This window comes from Streptomyces spinoverrucosus (assembly GCF_015712165.1).
GTDB lineage: Bacteria > Actinomycetota > Actinomycetes > Streptomycetales > Streptomycetaceae > Streptomyces > Streptomyces spinoverrucosus_A.
The window spans coordinates 1,281,458-1,296,886 of record NZ_JADPZX010000001.1 but is presented as its reverse complement, the minus strand read 5'-3'; the positions used below and the strand labels follow the sequence as shown (position 1 = coordinate 1,296,886).

Below are 15,429 nucleotides of genomic sequence, written 5' to 3'. Positions count from 1 at the left end.
AACCACGTCGGCAGCCCGCCACCCAGCGCCAGACCAGAACCTGCCCAGGCAAGGAGACACCTCTCGTGACCACCGCCCCCGCCTCCGCGATCGCGCCCTGGGCCGATGCCGCCGGCCGCCGGCGCCTGCACGAACTCGAGTCGCGGCACCGCGAGGAGTCCGCGGCCGACGTGGCCGCCGCGGTCAGCGGCGTCCTGGACGCCCACCACCAGCGCATCGGCACCGACGGCCTCGTGCTGTACGCCGGCACCAACGTCCTCTCCCCGGCCGTACGCGCCGCCCACGACACCGACCTGTCCACCCGGCCCGCGCTGGGCTGGCCGGGCGGCAAACTCCAGACCGGCGTCCAGGAGATCGAGGCCCTCGAAGTCATCGCCACCACACAGGTGGCCCGGGCCATGCGAGCAGCCCACGCCGAGGTCCGCTTCCTGACCGCGACCATGGCCAACCTCGCCCTGTACAGCGCCTTCACCCAGCCCGGCGACACCATAGCCGTGCTCTCCCCGGAGGCCGGCGGCCACGCCAGCCACCACGCACACGCCACCGCGGGCATCCGCGGCCTGAAGGTCACCTACCTGCCCTACAACCCGGTCGACTTCGACGTCGACGAAACCGTCCTGGACGTCTTCCTCACCGCCCACCGGCCCAAGCTCATCCTCGTCGGCGGCAGCGTCACCCTCTTCCCCCACCGGCTCACAGTCCTGCGCGCGGCCGCCGACCGCATCGGCGCCCTGCTGGCCTACGACGCCTCCCACACCGCCGGACTCATCGCCGCCGGCTACTTCCAGGACCCCCTGGCAGAAGGCGCCCACGTCGTGACCTTCTCCACCTACAAGACCTTCGCCGGCCCCGCCGGCGGCGCGGCGGTCACCAACGACCCCGAACTCGCCCAGGCCATCTCACATGCGGCCTACCCCGTCATGAGCTCCAACTACGACCCCGCACGCCTGGGCCCCCTCGCCGTCGCCGCCGCCGAAGCCGTCGAACAGCAGCCCTCCTGGGCCGGCCCGACCATCACTACGGCCCAGCGCCTCGGACACCATCTCGCCGCGCACGGCTACGCCGTCCTGGGCGCCCACCGCGGCTACACCCGCACCCACCAAGTCGTCCTGGACGCCACCGCCCTGGGCGGCGGCACCCCCGCCGTCGGCCGCCTGGCCGCCCACGGCATCTACGCCGGCACCTGCCGCCTGCCCTGGCAGACGCCCGACGGCCCCGCCCAGGGCATCCGGCTGGGCACGCAGGAAATCGTCCGCCGCGGCGCCGACACCGCGACCATGGCGCACATCGCCGCCGCCGTCCACCACGCCCTCATCAACACCGTGGCCCCGAGTACCGACCGCGCGGCCGAACTGCGCGCCGCACTGGGCCGCGACCTGTGGAACACGCACCAGCCGGGTACGGATCAGCCGGGTACGGATCAGCACCGACGCACCATCCGGCGCATAACCTGACAGGCAGGAACCGCCGCCTCTCCGCCTCCCTCCCAGCTGAACCGACCCGAGGACCACAGAGCATGGCCGACACCGACATGCAGGACATCGTCGACGAGATCGCCGCCGTGCTGGGCAAAGGCGTCTCCGTCGACGACCTCGGCGGCCGGCTGGTCACCTACAGCGCACAGCAGGGGCGCGCCGACGAAGCCCGTATCCGCTCCCTGCTCACCCGGGCCGTCCCCGACGACATCCGGGCCTGGCAGAACCGGCACGGCGTCGCCACGGCCACCGAGCCCGTCGTGGTCCCGCCCAACCCCGACCTCGGCATGCTGGCCCGGCTGTGCGTCCCACTGCTGCACCACGGCGTCAAGACCGGCACCCTGTGGGTCCTTCAGGCCGACGACACCTGGTCCTCCGAGGCCGTCCTCAGCCGGCTCGACACGCTGTCGGAGCAGATCACAACCCTGGCCGCCTTGCAGTACGACAAGGCCGACCCCCGGGTCGAGGAGCGCCGCGACCGTGAAGCGGTCTTCCAGCACGCCTGCCGCGGCGACCAGAACGCCATCGAGGACCTGCGCACCTGGCCGACGCTGTACGCGCTCGACACGGTGCACGTCCTGGTCTGTTTCCACGCCGCCGCCTTCGCTGCCGGCCACCGCAGCGACATCGAGGCCACCCAGCTGCGGGTCGCCCTGCACCAGACCCTGTCCGCTCACAGTCATGTCCTGGCCGGCTCCGTGCAGGACACCCACACCACCTGTCTTGTGCGCTCGAGCCACGGAGCCGACACGTCGTCGCGCCTGCACGAGGACCTGGCCGCAGCCATCACCAGCACTCAGGCCCACAGCGGCTCCGGCGCCACTGTCTTCACCGGTGTCAGCGCCCCGCTGAGGGACACCGGACGGCTCCCCGAGGCCTACCAGCAGGCCGTCATCGCCGGCCAGGCCGCGGCCGTCGACCCGGCCGTCGGCCCGCTGGCCTCTTGGCACAGCATCGGACCGTACCGGTTCCTCGCCCGGCACCTGCGTAGCGACGTCCCCCAGCAGTCAGACCTCTACGACCTGCTCAGGGCGGCCGACACCCAGGGCGAGCTGCTGCACACCCTGGAGGTCTACTACGACCACAGCAGCGTCAACCAGGTCGCCGACATCCTCCACCTGCACCGCACGACGCTCTACTACCGCCTGGGCAGGATCAAGGACGCCATCGGTGCCGACCCGCTCGAAGGCCCCACCCGCCTGGAACTGCACGTGGCGATCAAGGCCGCTCGCTGGCAGCGCCGTCCCCGCGTGTGACGCCTTCTCGTCGCCTCTTCCTGCCCGTCAAGCTGTCGGCGGAGGCGTGGCGTGCGGGTCGACTCCGAGGGTCAGTTCCGCTCGGACTCCGCGGTGGATGGCGTGCGCGGCAAGGGCAAGTGGGAGCACACCGGCCGCACCTACCGGAGCATCGCCCGCTACTGGCATGTCCTCGACCCGATCCTCCAGCGGTGGCTCGCGGACGGTGTCGAGAGCCTGCGCGAGATCACCCGCGACGACGTCAAAAAGGCCATCGCCACCCGCAAGGGGACGCCGGCCCGCTCGATCCACATCGTCCTGCGCAATGTCTTCCGAGCCCTTCGGCAAGAGGCCGTGATCTTCCGCGATCCCACCCGCGGCCTCGTCTTCGCCGGGATCAACAAGACCCCGCCTTCCGTGCCCTCGGACCGGCTGGCCGGCGTCCTCAGCCACGCGCAGAACGACTTCCAGCGCCTCGTGATGGTGCTGGTCTGCGTCCATGCGCTCAGCGGCACCGACATCCGTCACCTTCTACTCACCGACCTCGACCTGTCCCGTGAGCGGCTCGTCGTCCGGCGTCCCGGCAAACGGCACATCATCTACCTGGACGAACTCACCTACCGCTGCGCCTCAGCATGGCTCCGGGAACGTCACCGCCGTTGGCCGGTGACGACCAACCCGCATTTGCTGATCAACCGATGGACCGCGGCAGACACCACTCACTCACCCATCGGCACCACGTTCAGCGGCATCTTCCGGCCCGCCGGACTCACGATGTCGACGCTACGGCAGGACCGGATCCGCGACGAGGCGTTCGAGGTCGACGACCCGCTTCACCTGATGCGGCTGTTCGGCATCTCCTCCCAGACCGCAATGCGGTACATCACTGCGGCTCACCCCGAACGCACCGCGAAGCTTCCCCGATGAGGCGAGCGGCAGCCATCGACCAGCAGAGCCAAGATCAACGGCTTTCGCTAGCGGCTACCGACGTCGACGCCAGGAGGGGTGCGGGTCCGCCTCGATGGGCTTGATCGACCTCAAGGTGGTGGTGACCAACTTGGCCCGGCACGGCGAGGGTGTTCCCGGGCGTGCTGGCGGCACACCCGGGCCCGCTTCCCCATCGGTCACAGGTAAACGCACCGGCTAAAATCACCGCCCGGGGGCACCGGGGGAGAGCAAATCGGCGGGCGATGACGCCGGAAGGGGGCGAGCACGGTGTCTCGACGAGTACGCTACGGCGCCGGGGTAGTGGTCTTGACGGCGGTCGCGGTCCTGATCGGGCTGCTGGGACGGCCTTCAGGCGGCGACGGCAACCCCGGCACAGACGCCGCGACCCCGGCCTTCTCCGTCGCCCCAAGCTCCTCCGGCCAGCCCATCACGCCGACGGCCCCGGCGCCCGAGAGCCCGGTGGAAACCCGCCTCAACCTCTTCTCGTTCGGCGGCCTGTGCCAGGAGGACGGAAGCCGTCCGGTCCCCCGGGCCGCACGTGTCTCGGCGTCGGGGCCCCACCCTCTGGTTGTCCATGTCAACGGGCTGCTGCACCAGTTCAAGGGCAGTGGCGGCTACGACCGCACCGACCCGTTCACGCCCCTCCCCGAGCGGGTACAACTCGTCGCCTGCGCCCGGTACGAGGGGCTGGGCAAGCTCCTCAAGGTGTGCCGGTACCACTTGCCCACCGAAGCGAGCCGGGAGATCTCCCACTACGAGGGCCGGTACGAGGTGCGGGTTCTGGAGGCCCGTACCGGCCGTGTGCTCGGCACCCACCGTATTTCCGGTCGTACCTCCGTCACCTGCACACCGTTCGTCGAACGAGGCACGGACACCAAGGAGTTCCAGCCCCCCGGCGACGCCGCGTTCCGAGAACTCCTCGGCCCGTACGCGCGCGGCGAGAAGCTCTGAGCGGGGCGCTGCCCCAGACCTGTCACTACGACAGGGACGGCGAGGATGACCTCCTGGTCGATGGCGGCCTCATTGATGTCGTACGCCAGCTTCAGCGCCTTCTGAAGCTCCAGCTCCTTCCCGGCGGCGTCGATGCCGGAAAAGCCGTTCTACACAAACTCGTCAGTCGGTGTGAGCGACCGAGTGGCCGAAGCCGTCGGCGGGGAGCGTGTTGAGGGAGTCATCGGCGCGGTCGCCCCGCCACTCGTCACTTTCTTGACCGTCAAAATCTGTGATCTCGTGGTCACGGGGATCCGCCGCTGGCGGTACCTCCCCCGCATATGCGGCGACTTCATGCCGCCGTGCGGGACGGCGGCGAACGAACAGGTGGCGAAGCATTTCGGGACAGCTGGGGGCAGTGTCTGCTATCTTCGCGCGCGGTCACAGCACTAGGCGTGCCCTAACCGCTGTGCCGATGTAGAGGCCGAACCCGTACGCAGGGGGCCTAGGATCCAGTAGTCGCATGCGAGTTCCTGCGGCCTGACATCCAAAAATCCTGGAACCCGCGCGCCTTCGCCCGCGCGGTAGGAGAGGTCGAGCAGGCCGTCGATGCTGCCGCGACCGCCGTAGAAGCGGTCCTCGTCGAGCGTTGTGCGGGTCACGGTGTTGGTGTTGTACGGGGCGACGCGGGCGCCGGCCAGGACCGCTTCCTCGGCGAAGTACACCTGTCCGGTGTGGCAGACCTGGCCGCCGGCGTAGCCGCGCGGGGTCAGCTCGCCGCCGACGTGGACCTTGACGTGGATGTGGACGGCTCGGCCGATGTACCACCCGGGGAAGATGGTGCGGAACTCGATCTCACCGCGCTGGTCGGTGATCTGTGATCCGCGCAGGAACTTCCGCTGGTCGGTGGGGGGTTGATGCGCGCCCCCTGGGGGCGGCGGCGTGTCGTTTCCGACGCTGAGGTAGCCGGAGTACAGGCCCACCGCGTCGCAGCTCCAGATGTCGATGGCAGCGCCGCGCAGGGGATGGCAGGTGTGTACGTCGATGAACGCCAGGCGGAGGGTGAGGGGTATGCCGGCCCGGTCCTCCGTCAGGTCGCGGCGGAACAGGTCGTAGTCCAGGTAGGCGGAACAGGTCGTAGTCCAGGTAGTACGGGCCTTCGGTGGCTTCCGGTGAGAGCGCGTAGCAGGTCTGTGGCGTGGTGGTGGCCGAGGCTTGCGGGCCGGAGGCGGCGAGGCCTGCCATGGCGAGGCCCGCGCCGCCGGTGATGAGGAGTTGTCGCCGGGACGGGCCGGTGGCGTTTGAGGGGGCCGAGGGCAGGGAGTGGGGCAGATCCTGAGTCATGGGCGGAGACCGTAGCTGTCAACGGAGTCAACGGGTGCTCCGCCACGTCAACAGCCGCAGGAGGCACGCGTGATGAGCTGTGCCGCGAGGACGTCGCGGCTGGGTGGCAGGTCGGGGTCGTTCATCCGGTCCAGGAGCCGTCCGATCGCGGTACGGCCGAGGTGCTCGATCGGCTGCCGCATGGTCGACAGCGGGGGATTGGTGTACGCGCTGTCGACGCTTCCGTCGAAGGTGATCACGGTGAGATCGTCGGGGACGTGGATGCCCAGTTCGTTGGCGGCGTGCAGCACTCCCTTGGCTTGTTCGTCCGACGTGACGAACAGGCCGTCGACGTTCCGGTCGTGTGCGAGCAGGGCGCGGCTCGACCGGTATGCGTCACCGCGGTCGAAGACGCCGTGCAGCAGCGGGGCGGCGGCCGGGCGCGCCTGCCAGCCGGTGCGGCCTCCGGAGCCCGAACCTGCCTTGAGGCCGGCGGCTTCCAGTGCCTGGCGCCAGCCGACCACTCGGTCTCTGCTGGGGTTGAAACCGGGCGGGCCCGCGAGGCAGCCGATGCGGCGTCGGCCGTGGGCCAGCAGGTGCTCGGTGGCCTCCCGGGCCCCGCGCTCGTTGTCCACCAGCACATGGGTCATCGAGCGGGACGACACCTCGCGGTCGATGGCGACGACCGGCAGGCCGGTCCGGGCGAGAGAGGCGTACCAGGGTTGGGTGCGGTGGGCGGGAGCGAGCAGCAGCCCGTCGACCTGACGGTCGAGGAGGGCCCGGATGTGCCCGCTCTCGCGTTCCGGTGCCGCCGCCGAGTTGCCCACCAGCAGTGTGTATCCGGCGGACCAGGCGTGGTTCTCCAGCGAGGCGGCCAGTTCCGTGAAGTAGGGGTTGGTGCAGTCCGGCAGGACCAGGCCGAGCGTCATAATGCGGTCGAAGCGCAGCGCTCGGGCGGCGCTCTTGGGGCGGTAGCCGAGGTCGCGCACGGCAGCCAGTACGCGGTCCCGGGTGGTCGGGGCCACGGTGCGCGGGCCGTGGTTGAGCACGTAGATGACGACGGACGGGGAGACTCCCGCGCGCTGTGCCACGTCCTGGCGCGTCACCATGCGGCACGCTCCTGTGGGCCGAAGCGCCAGGCGTCGGGATCCGTGGCGCAGGTGAGTGTCACGGGTAATGCGGGGCCGGCGGTCACGTCGTGCGGGACAGCGGTTCCGCGACCTGTGCTGGAGCGGGCATGGCGGTTTGTGTGCCGTGCGCAGTGGGGGCGATGCCACCGGCCGCGCAGGCGTGACGGAGGGCATCGGCAAGAGGCAGCTCGGCCGCGTAGGCGAGCGCGAACTGTCCGCGGACGATCGTGTTCTCGCCGCTGTCCTCGACCGTGATGAGCGCCGTCCCGGTCGGGCAGTCCTCTTGGACCGCGACGTCTGTGACGTCCGGCACCGAGCCGGGGCAGGCACTCCACGGCTTCGACGAGGTCGAGGCTGAGGCTGCCGATGACGAGGACGTCAGTCACGCGGTTCGCCGCCCGCCCAGCCGGCGCTGGCCGGGACAGAGAGCGCGGTGTCCCGTTCGTCTGCCGTGACGAGTTCGTCGGCGACCTCGGTGAGCGAGGTGCCGGCCAGGTGCGGCAGGCAGTGCCCGCGCACCTGATCCAGCTTCTCCCGCCACCGCACGGGCAGGGCCGCGGCTCCGGCGAGGGCTCCGGTGAGGGCGCCCACCATCGGGGGCATGCTGTCACTCTGCTTGGCGACCATCCCCGCGAGCGGCAGTGCGGTGACCGGGTCGCCGCCGGTCGCGAGCACGAGCGCGAAGGCCGAGGCCAGCGTCTCGGGGGCGATCGTGCCGAAGCTGTATGAAGCGTTCGCTACTTGGTCGTTGAGGTCGGCGACCAGGTCGAGCGGGGTCGGGGCCGCCGCGGCGAGGTCGAGTGCTCGTGCCATCTGCCGCGCTAGCCAGGAATCGGCCGGGATGCGTGCCGCTCCGGTCTCTACGGCGGTCGCCGCGTCGGCACCCGACAGGGCTGCCGCGATGCCCGCCGCCATCGCGGCCGCGGCCCAGACCCCGTCGTCGGCGTGCGTGATCTCGGCGAGGCGGGTGGCGACGTCGGCCGCCCGATCGGGATGGCCGGCGTGCCGGATCCCCACGGGCACCGCACGTGCCACGGCGCCGTCGTCGAAGTACGCCGGGTTGTCGTTCCCGGTCGCGGGCGGCACCAGGCCGGCTTGGGCGTTGACGATGGAGGAGCGTTCCGCGATCCCGGACCAGACCTGGTCGGCGTGGTCGACCACCAACTTGCGCCAGCCTGCGAAGAGTTCATCGCTGGTGGCGTCGTCGCTCGCGTCGAGGAGGATGAGCGCGGCGGCCACGGCGAACTCGGTGTCGTCGGTGCCGGACAGGGCCAGCGGTTCCGGGCGGCCCTGGGTGAACGGCAATGGGAAACGCAACACCTGATTGCTGTCCGCCTCGGCGCTGAAGTGCCAGAGCCACTGGCGCGGTTCACCGAACCGGGCGCCGCGGTGGTAGAGGGCGGGCAGCCCGGCGGCATCCCCGATCGCGAGTCCGAGCAGCGCCCCGCGGGCACGATCGCGCGGGGACAGGGCGGGCACAGCTGGTGCGGTCATACGGCAGGGTCCTTCTCGAAGGGTACGGGTGCGGTACGAGGCGACATCACGCGGCGGTCTGCGCCGCGAGGAGCGCTGCGTGCAGCTCGCGGGCGAGTTCGGCCAGGTCGGTGCCGGCGGTCGCGGTGATGCAGTGGCCGCGTACGGCGTTGATGCGCCGGCGCCATTCCTCGGGAACGGCCTCGGCGCCGTGCAGGGCGCCGGCCAGTGAACCGGCCATCGCCGCGATGGTGTCGGCGTCGCGGCCGACGTTGGCGCCGCCGAGCACAGCCGGTACGTACTCGCCTCGGGCGGCCGCGAACACGCCCATGGCCAGGGCTGTCGCCTCGGGACCCACATCGGCGAAGGGGTAGTGGAAGATCGAGATCCGCTCGTAGAGGTCGTCGAGAGCGGCCGAGAGCTCCGTGTGCGCGGAGCCGATGTCGACCGCCCGGCGGATCGTGCGCCCGGTCCAGGAGTCGAGGGGCGCGGCTGCCAGTGCCGCCTCCACCACCTCCTCCCACGACTGAGCGGTCATGGCGGCGGCGACCCCGGCGGCGACGACCTGCGCACAGTAGATCCCGTCCTTGGCATGGGACACCTGGGCCTCGATCGCCGCGAGGCGGGCGGCTTCGGCGGGATCGCCGGCGCACAGGATGCCGACCGGCGCGATCCGCATCGCGGCGCCGTCGCTCCACAGCTCATGGTTGTCACTGCCGGTCACCGGAGGGGCGAGAGCGGCGCGCAGGTTGTTGATCGAGGTCATCTCGCTGAACCCGCCGCCGAAGAACCCGCCCACCTGATGGACCAGATCCCGCGTCCAGGCCGCACCGACCTGTTCCGGAGTCAGCTCCATGCCGTGATCGAGCAGCAGCCGGGCGGTCAGCACCGCGTACTCGGTGTCGTCCGTGCCGGCCGGATCGTCGTCGACGAAGTCCGACACCCAGCCGTACCGCTCGACGATCTGGGCCCGGCTGAGGCCCTCGGTCGGCGCCCCGAGCGCGTCGCCCACCGCCTGTCCGATGAGCGCGCCGTAGACGCGGTCGAAGGTTGAAGTCACTGGCACCTTCCTTGCACGAGCCCTGCACCAGGAGTGCAAGACGATTTGCACGCCAACTGAAGCCGACACCTCGTATGCCGTCAAGGGGCGGCCAAGTATTTGCTTAACCGCCTTGAAATCATCGAGGAATACGTGGTTCATCTCTTGACAACGCGACAGGCGTGCAGTCAACGTGACAGCCACATCGCGCCAAACGTTTTGCATGGAGGTAGGGGTGCCGCAGATCGGGATGACGGAGGTCGCCGCACGGGCCGGGGTGTCCGTGACGACGGTGTCCCATGTGCTGTCGGGGCGCCGTCCGGTCGCCGAGCGCACCAGGGCGCGGGTACTGGAGGTGATCGACGAGCTCGGCTACCAGCCCAACTCGCTCGCCCAGGGCCTGCGGACCCGTAGGACGATGACCGTCGGACTGATCGTCCCCGACCTGACCAACCCCTTCTATCCGATGGTGCTGCGCGGCCTGGACGACGTCCTCGTGCCGGCCGGCTATCGCACGGTGGTCTGCAACACCGACGGAAGCAGGGAGCAGGAGACGCTGTTCCTGCGGGACATGGCGACGCGGCGGGTCGACGGGGTGGTCATCGCCCCGTTCCAGCTCGCCCGCAAGGACCTTCTGGCGCACCGCCGGCTCATGCCGCTGGTACGGCTCGGCGGCGCGCTGCCCTTCGACGCCGACCTCGGCGACCTGATCCGCAGCGACGACGAGGGCGGCATGGCCCAGGCGGTCCGCTACCTGCTCGAACAGGGCCGACACCGGGTCGCGTACATCGGCGGCGCCCGGCACGCCGGTCCCAGCGACCGGCGCGAGGCAGGCTTTCGGCGGGCCATCAACGAGGTCGAGCACGTCGTCGACGAAGACCTCGTCGTCCGCGGTGAGTTCACCCGTGACGCGGGGCGCGAAGCGGCCGAGGCGCTCCTGGACCGCGATGACCGCCCGGACGCCATCGCCTGCGCCAACGACCTCATCGCCATCGGTGTCCTGGATGCGGCGCGCAAGCGCGGCCTGCGTGTTCCGGAGGATCTCGCCGTCACCGGATACGACGACATCGACGCCGCGTCCCTGGTCCACCCGGCGCTGACCACCGTGGTGAACCCGGCACGCGAGGTGGGCCGCGCCTGCGGCCAGGCGCTGCTGCGGCAACTGACCGCCGAGGAGGCGGAAGCCGCCGAGCCGTCGCACGAGCTCGTCATCGCCAACACGCTGGTCCGCCGCGAGTCCGCCTGAGCCCATCGCCACCCTTTGAGCCCTTTGAACTGAACCGACAGGAGCAATGAACGGTGCACGACCATCAGCCCCACGATCCGCGGGAACTGCTGCGCTGGGAGATCGCTCAGCGCCAGGAGAGCGGATTCGAGCTCGGGGATCTGGCCGCAGCCGGGCACCGCGCGGCCGCCGATGAGGAAGCGGCCGCCGCCCGACGGATCCTCGATGAGGTCAACAGCACGACTCGCACGCCGAGCTGGCCCTATGAGGAGCCGGAGTCGCCGGCTGACTTCCTCGCGAGCCTGCCCGACCCCGCCCCTGCGGTGACCATCGGTGAAGCGGAGCTGAGGGACCGGATGCTCGGCGCGTGGCTCGGCCGTTGCACGGGCTGCAATCTGGGCAAGCCGGTCGAGAACGGCGAGCACTGGACGTATCAACATCTGCGTGGCTACCTGGAGTTGGCAGGCGCCTATCCGCTGCGCGACTACATACCCGTCCTCGACCCCATGCCCGCGGGCTTCGAGCTGCGCGAGTTCTGGCCGGTCACCACCCGTGGCAGGATCACCGAGAGCGCACGCGACGACGACATCGACTACACGATCCTGGGGCTGCACCTCCTGGAGGAGTACGGATTCGGCTTCACCACCGCCGACGTGGCCGCCGAATGGCTCGACCGGCTCCCGTACACCCAGACCTTCACCGCCGAGCGGGTCGCCTACCGCAACCTCGCGATCGGGCTCCCGCCCGAGCAGGCGGGCAAGGTCGACAACCCGTACCGCGAATGGATCGGTGCTCAGATACGCGCCGACATCTTCGGCTACGTCCACCCCGGCAACCCACGTGCGGCTGCCGAACTCGCCTACCGCGACGCGACGCTGTCCCACACCGCCAACGGCGTGTACGGCGAGATGTGGGCCGCCGCGCTGGTGGCCGCCGCGTTCACCGGTACCGCACGCGAGGCCGTCGAGACCTCCCTGACCTGCATTCCGCCCAGGAGCAGGCTGGCCGAGGCCGTCACCTTCGTCCTCGACCGGCACGCGGCGGGCGACACCTGGGAGGCGGCCCGTGTCGCCATCGAAGACCGCTACGGGCACTACTCCTGGGTCCACACGGTCAACAACGCCGCCCTGGTCACGGCCGGACTCCTCTGGGGAGAGGGCGACTTCACGACCTCCGTCGGGCTGACCGTGCAAGGCGGCTGGGACACCGACTCCAACGGAGCCACCGCGGGCAGCGTCGCCGGAATCATCACCGGCGCCAAGCGACTCCCGCCGCACTGGACCGAGCCGCTCAACGACACGGCCCGCAGCGCCATCCGCGGCTTCGACCGCTCCAGCATCTCCGACCTCGCCGACCGGACCGTACGGCTGGTGATGAACCGATGACTCCCCTGACCGTCCTCCACCCTCACCAGGCGCACCAGAACACGGAGGCCACTCCATGACGACACCACTCCCGCGCCGTCGATTCCTCCAGCTCACCGGAGCCGCCGCACTGGGCACCACCGTCCTGTCCGCCTGCGGCACGGGCGCCGGCGCGAGCGGCAACCAGATCGAGCTCTGGAACGCGTTCGCGAGCAAGGACATCGAGAACTACTTCCAGCAGCACTTCGTCGACGGCTACAACAAGAGCGTGTCCGGGGGGAACTCGGCCAAGGTGCGGATGACGGTCAAGCAGATCGACACCCTCGACCGGCTCACCCAGACCGCCGTCGCCTCCGGCAGCGGACCCGACATCATCACCACCAGCGGGCCGGCACAGACCCTCAGCTTCGTCGACAACGACAACCTGCTGCCGCTCGACTCCTACGTCGACAAGCTCGGCTGGCAGGACGCCTTCCTGCCCTGGGCGCTGGACACCGGCCGCTTCGGCGGCAAGCTCTACGCGCTGCCGTCCAACCTCGAGACGCTGTCCGTCTACTACAACCCCGCGACCTTGAAGCAGCACGGCTGGCAGCCGCCGAAGAGCCGGGCCGAGTTCGAGGACCTGTGCAAGGACGCCAAAGCCAAGGGCATCACGCCCGTCGCCGCGGGCAACGCGGAATGGAAACGGGCCACCGAGTGGCACGTCTCCTGGGTGCTGAACACCTTCGCCGGACCCGAGATCCTCCACGAGGCGCTCACCGGGCAGCGCAGGTGGACCGACCCGGTCTTCGTCGATGCCATCGCCCTGCTCAAGGGCTGGTTCGACAAGGGCTGGTTCGGCGGCGGAACGGACCGGTACTTCACCAACAAGTTCACGGCCATGTACGAGCAGCTGGCGTCGGGCAAGGCAGCGCTTCTCTTCAACGGCTCCTGGACGTTCAGCGAGATCACCCCGTACTTCGGCAAGGAGGCCGGCAACGACGCCACCTGGGACTGGGCCCCGCTGCCCTCGATGAACAGCGGGGTACCCGCCGGCGTCCAGCCCCTGTCCATCGGCGTCGCCTTCTCCCTGAACAGTGACTGCGAGCACCCGGCTCAGGCCGCCGCCGCGCTCGACTACTTCCTCGCCGACGCGACCCGGCAGCTGGGGTACCTGAGCGCGACCGGAGTGGCCCCGTCCCCCGTCAAGATGCCCGAGCAGGACTTCCCGGCGGACATCGACCCCCGCATCAAGCGCCAGTACCTGCAGCTCAACTCGGCCAAGAACATCGGGTACACGACCTGGACCTTCTGGCCGCCCAAGTCCGACACCTACCTCGCCGAGCAGATGGAGAAGGTGCTCACCGGAGACCTGAGCCCGAAGGACTACTGCGCGGGACTGGACAAGGTCTTCCAGGAGGAGCTCAAGGCCGGCAAGCGACCGCCCCTGCCCGACCCGAACGGGGCGTGACCCGATGGCCCTCCTGCAAGCCAGCCGCCCCAAGGCGCCGCCGCCCCCGCCGGCGCCCACGGCCCGGCGCCGCAAACTACGCCGCAGCTTCATCGGCTTCGCTTTCATGGCCCCGCTGCTCGCCGTGAACATCCTCGTGATCGCCGTACCCGCCACCCAGTCGATCTGGTACTCCTTCACCGACTGGACCGGCCTCGGCCCGGCCGACTTCACCGGCCTCGACAACTACCGACGGCTCTTCGGCGACCCGGAGTTCCGCAACGCGCTCTGGCACAACACCCTGTGGACCGCGTTCTTCCTCACGGTGCCGATGGCGATGGGCCTCTTCGGAGCGTTCCTGCTCTCCCGCATCAAGCGGTTCCAAATGCTGTTCCGCGTCGCGTACTTCATTCCCTACGTCGTCGCCACCGTCGTCTCCGGCTCCATCTGGGAGAGCCTGCTCAGCCCCGACCAGGGCATCGGCAACGGCCTCGCCGACATGGGCCTGCCCTTCCTCGACGACGTCAACTTCCTCGGCGACCCGGATCTGGCGCTGGGCACGGTCGCGTTCGTCAACACCTGGCAGTGGTGGGGCTTCCTCGTCGTGATCTTCCTCGCCTCGATGCAGGCGGTGAACCCCTCGCAGTACGAAGCCGCACGGCTCGACGGCGCCAACCTGTGGCAGGAGTTCTGGCACATCACCCTGCCGGCGATCCGGCCCACCCTGATGTTCCTGGGCCTGATGACCGTCATCTGGTCGTTCCTGATCTTCGACTACATCTACATCCTGACCCAGGGCGGCCCGGCAGGCTCCACCGACGTGCTCGGCACCCTGCTCTACCGCACCGCCTTCGCCAACCAGGAAGCCGGCTACGCCGCGTCGATGGGCGTCGTCATGGGCCTGATCAGCGTCATCGCCGTCTCCGGCTTCCTCTACCTGCGCCGCCGGGGGTGGGACATTTGAGCACCTTGAGCACCGTGTACGACTCGACAGCCCAGCACGAACCCGCCAGGAGGCTGTCCCTCGGCCGCTACGCCACCTACGCCGTCCTCCTGCTCCTGGTGCTGTTCGCCATCGGGCCCATGCTGCTGTTCGCGTTCAACGCGTTCAAAACCCGATCCGGTATGGCCGACTCTCCGCTCGGCCTGCCCACGGACCCGCAGTGGCACAACCTTCTCGACGCCTGGCAGCAGGCCAACATGGGCGTCGGCCTGCGCAACAGCGCCATCATCGTGACCGCCACGGCACTCGGTGTCTGCGTCATCTCCAGCTGCGCCGCGTACGCCCTGAGCCGCCTCAACGTGCCCGGCAGCAGCGCCTTCATCTACTACCTCCTGGTCACCACAGCCCTGCCTCTCCAGCTCTTCCTGGTTCCGCTGTTCTACCTGTGGTCCAACCTCCGCCTCTACGACAGCCTGTTCGGCCTGATCGTCATCTACTGGGCCGTCTTCAGCCCCTTCGCCACCCTGCTCATCCGCTCGTTCATGGTCGGACTGCCCAAGGAGTACGAGGAGGCCGCCCGGCTCGACGGGGCAGGTGAATGGCGGGTGTTCGCCCGCGTGGTCCTGCCCATGGCCTGGCCCGGCGTACTGACGGCCGCGCTGGTCGCCGGCCTCCAGGCGTACAACGAGTTCCTGCTCGCCGTGACCTTCATCCAGAGCAGCGACAAGATGCCGGTCTCGACGTCCTTCTTCTCCTTCAAATCCGGCTACACCCAGGACTACACGCTCGTCAGCGCCGGCGGCCTGATCATGGTCATCCCGGTCCTGATCGCCTTTCTCCTGCTGCAGCGGCGCTTCATCGAGGGCTACACCTCCTCCGGGATGACGGGCTGAGCCCACACGACGGGCAGCCACC

14 protein-coding genes are annotated in these 15,429 nt (G+C 69.7%); 9 read left to right on the top strand and 5 right to left on the bottom strand.

The features are described from left to right. The first annotated feature begins 65 nt into the window (after positions 1-65). From I2W78_RS05895 to I2W78_RS05880, 4 genes are all read left to right on the top strand, one after another. The gene (locus tag I2W78_RS05895) at positions 66-1,454 is read left to right on the top strand and encodes a DegT/DnrJ/EryC1/StrS family aminotransferase (RefSeq protein WP_196457582.1); all 1,389 of its coding nucleotides are present in this window, start codon (positions 66-68) and stop codon (positions 1,452-1,454) included. A gap of 62 nt (positions 1,455-1,516) precedes the next feature. Next, positions 1,517-2,731 carry a PucR family transcriptional regulator gene (locus I2W78_RS05890; protein ID WP_196457580.1) on the top strand — a complete coding sequence of 405 codons (1,215 nt, stop codon included), beginning with the start codon at positions 1,517-1,519 and terminating at the stop codon, positions 2,729-2,731. Between the two features lie 51 nt (positions 2,732-2,782). Next, on the top strand, positions 2,783-3,637 hold the full coding sequence (locus I2W78_RS05885) for a hypothetical protein (RefSeq protein ID WP_196457578.1): 855 nt from the start codon (positions 2,783-2,785) through the stop codon (positions 3,635-3,637). Positions 3,638-3,958: 321 nt separating this feature from the next. Further along, complete coding sequence (locus I2W78_RS05880; protein ID WP_307783937.1) at positions 3,959-4,609, top strand: hypothetical protein; 651 nt, start codon at positions 3,959-3,961, stop codon at positions 4,607-4,609. Positions 4,610-5,037: 428 nt separating this feature from the next. Here I2W78_RS05880 and I2W78_RS05875 read toward each other — a convergent pair whose 3' ends face one another. From I2W78_RS05875 to I2W78_RS05855, 5 genes are all read right to left on the bottom strand, one after another. After that, positions 5,038-5,661, bottom strand: coding sequence for a hypothetical protein (locus I2W78_RS05875; protein ID WP_374222718.1), 624 nt, complete (start codon positions 5,659-5,661; stop codon positions 5,038-5,040). Between the two features lie 318 nt (positions 5,662-5,979). Next, entirely contained in the window at positions 5,980-7,020 is a 1,041-nt protein-coding gene (locus I2W78_RS05870; protein WP_196457572.1) for a LacI family DNA-binding transcriptional regulator, read from the bottom strand. A gap of 82 nt (positions 7,021-7,102) precedes the next feature. Beyond that, on the bottom strand, positions 7,103-7,354 hold the full coding sequence (locus I2W78_RS05865; protein ID WP_196457570.1) for a hypothetical protein: 252 nt from the start codon (positions 7,352-7,354) through the stop codon (positions 7,103-7,105). A 65-nt stretch (positions 7,355-7,419) separates the two neighbouring features. Beyond that, entirely contained in the window at positions 7,420-8,535 is a 1,116-nt protein-coding gene (locus I2W78_RS05860) for an ADP-ribosylglycohydrolase family protein (protein ID WP_196457568.1), read from the bottom strand. A gap of 46 nt (positions 8,536-8,581) precedes the next feature. Beyond that, positions 8,582-9,574, bottom strand: a complete 993-nt coding sequence (locus I2W78_RS05855) for an ADP-ribosylglycohydrolase family protein (protein ID WP_307783609.1) — start codon at positions 9,572-9,574, stop codon at positions 8,582-8,584. A gap of 214 nt (positions 9,575-9,788) precedes the next feature. On the opposite strand from I2W78_RS05855, the gene I2W78_RS05850 reads away from it, so the two are divergent. From I2W78_RS05850 to I2W78_RS05830, 5 genes are read left to right on the top strand one after another with little or no spacing between them, the layout of a single operon-like run. After that, positions 9,789-10,799, top strand: a complete 1,011-nt coding sequence (locus I2W78_RS05850) for a LacI family DNA-binding transcriptional regulator (RefSeq protein ID WP_196457564.1) — start codon at positions 9,789-9,791, stop codon at positions 10,797-10,799. Positions 10,800-10,852: 53 nt separating this feature from the next. Further along, positions 10,853-12,163, top strand: a complete 1,311-nt coding sequence (locus I2W78_RS05845) for an ADP-ribosylglycohydrolase family protein (RefSeq protein WP_374222639.1) — start codon at positions 10,853-10,855, stop codon at positions 12,161-12,163. 55 nt (positions 12,164-12,218) lie between these two features. Further along, positions 12,219-13,592, top strand: coding sequence for an ABC transporter substrate-binding protein (locus I2W78_RS05840; protein WP_196457562.1), 1,374 nt, complete (start codon positions 12,219-12,221; stop codon positions 13,590-13,592). 4 nt (positions 13,593-13,596) lie between these two features. Next, positions 13,597-14,535: a carbohydrate ABC transporter permease gene (locus I2W78_RS05835; protein ID WP_196457560.1), complete on the top strand. Its 939-nt coding sequence runs from the start codon at positions 13,597-13,599 to the stop codon at positions 14,533-14,535. Positions 14,536-14,549: 14 nt separating this feature from the next. After that, positions 14,550-15,407, top strand: coding sequence for a carbohydrate ABC transporter permease (locus I2W78_RS05830; protein WP_196457558.1), 858 nt, complete (start codon positions 14,550-14,552; stop codon positions 15,405-15,407). The last annotated feature ends 22 nt before the right edge of the window (positions 15,408-15,429 follow it).

What these genes read in the sequence shown, in the direction of transcription:
- I2W78_RS05890 (WP_196457580.1), top strand. Translation starts at nt 1,517, where the DNA reads ATGGCCGACACCGACATGCAGGACATCGTCGACGAGATCGCCGCCGTG.
- I2W78_RS05870 (WP_196457572.1), bottom strand. Translation starts at nt 7,020, where the DNA reads ATGGTGACGCGCCAGGACGTGGCACAGCGCGCGGGAGTCTCCCCGTCC.
- I2W78_RS05860 (WP_196457568.1), bottom strand. Translation starts at nt 8,535, where the DNA reads ATGACCGCACCAGCTGTGCCCGCCCTGTCCCCGCGCGATCGTGCCCGC.
- I2W78_RS05840 (WP_196457562.1), top strand. Translation starts at nt 12,219, where the DNA reads ATGACGACACCACTCCCGCGCCGTCGATTCCTCCAGCTCACCGGAGCC.
- I2W78_RS05835 (WP_196457560.1), top strand. Translation starts at nt 13,597, where the DNA reads ATGGCCCTCCTGCAAGCCAGCCGCCCCAAGGCGCCGCCGCCCCCGCCG.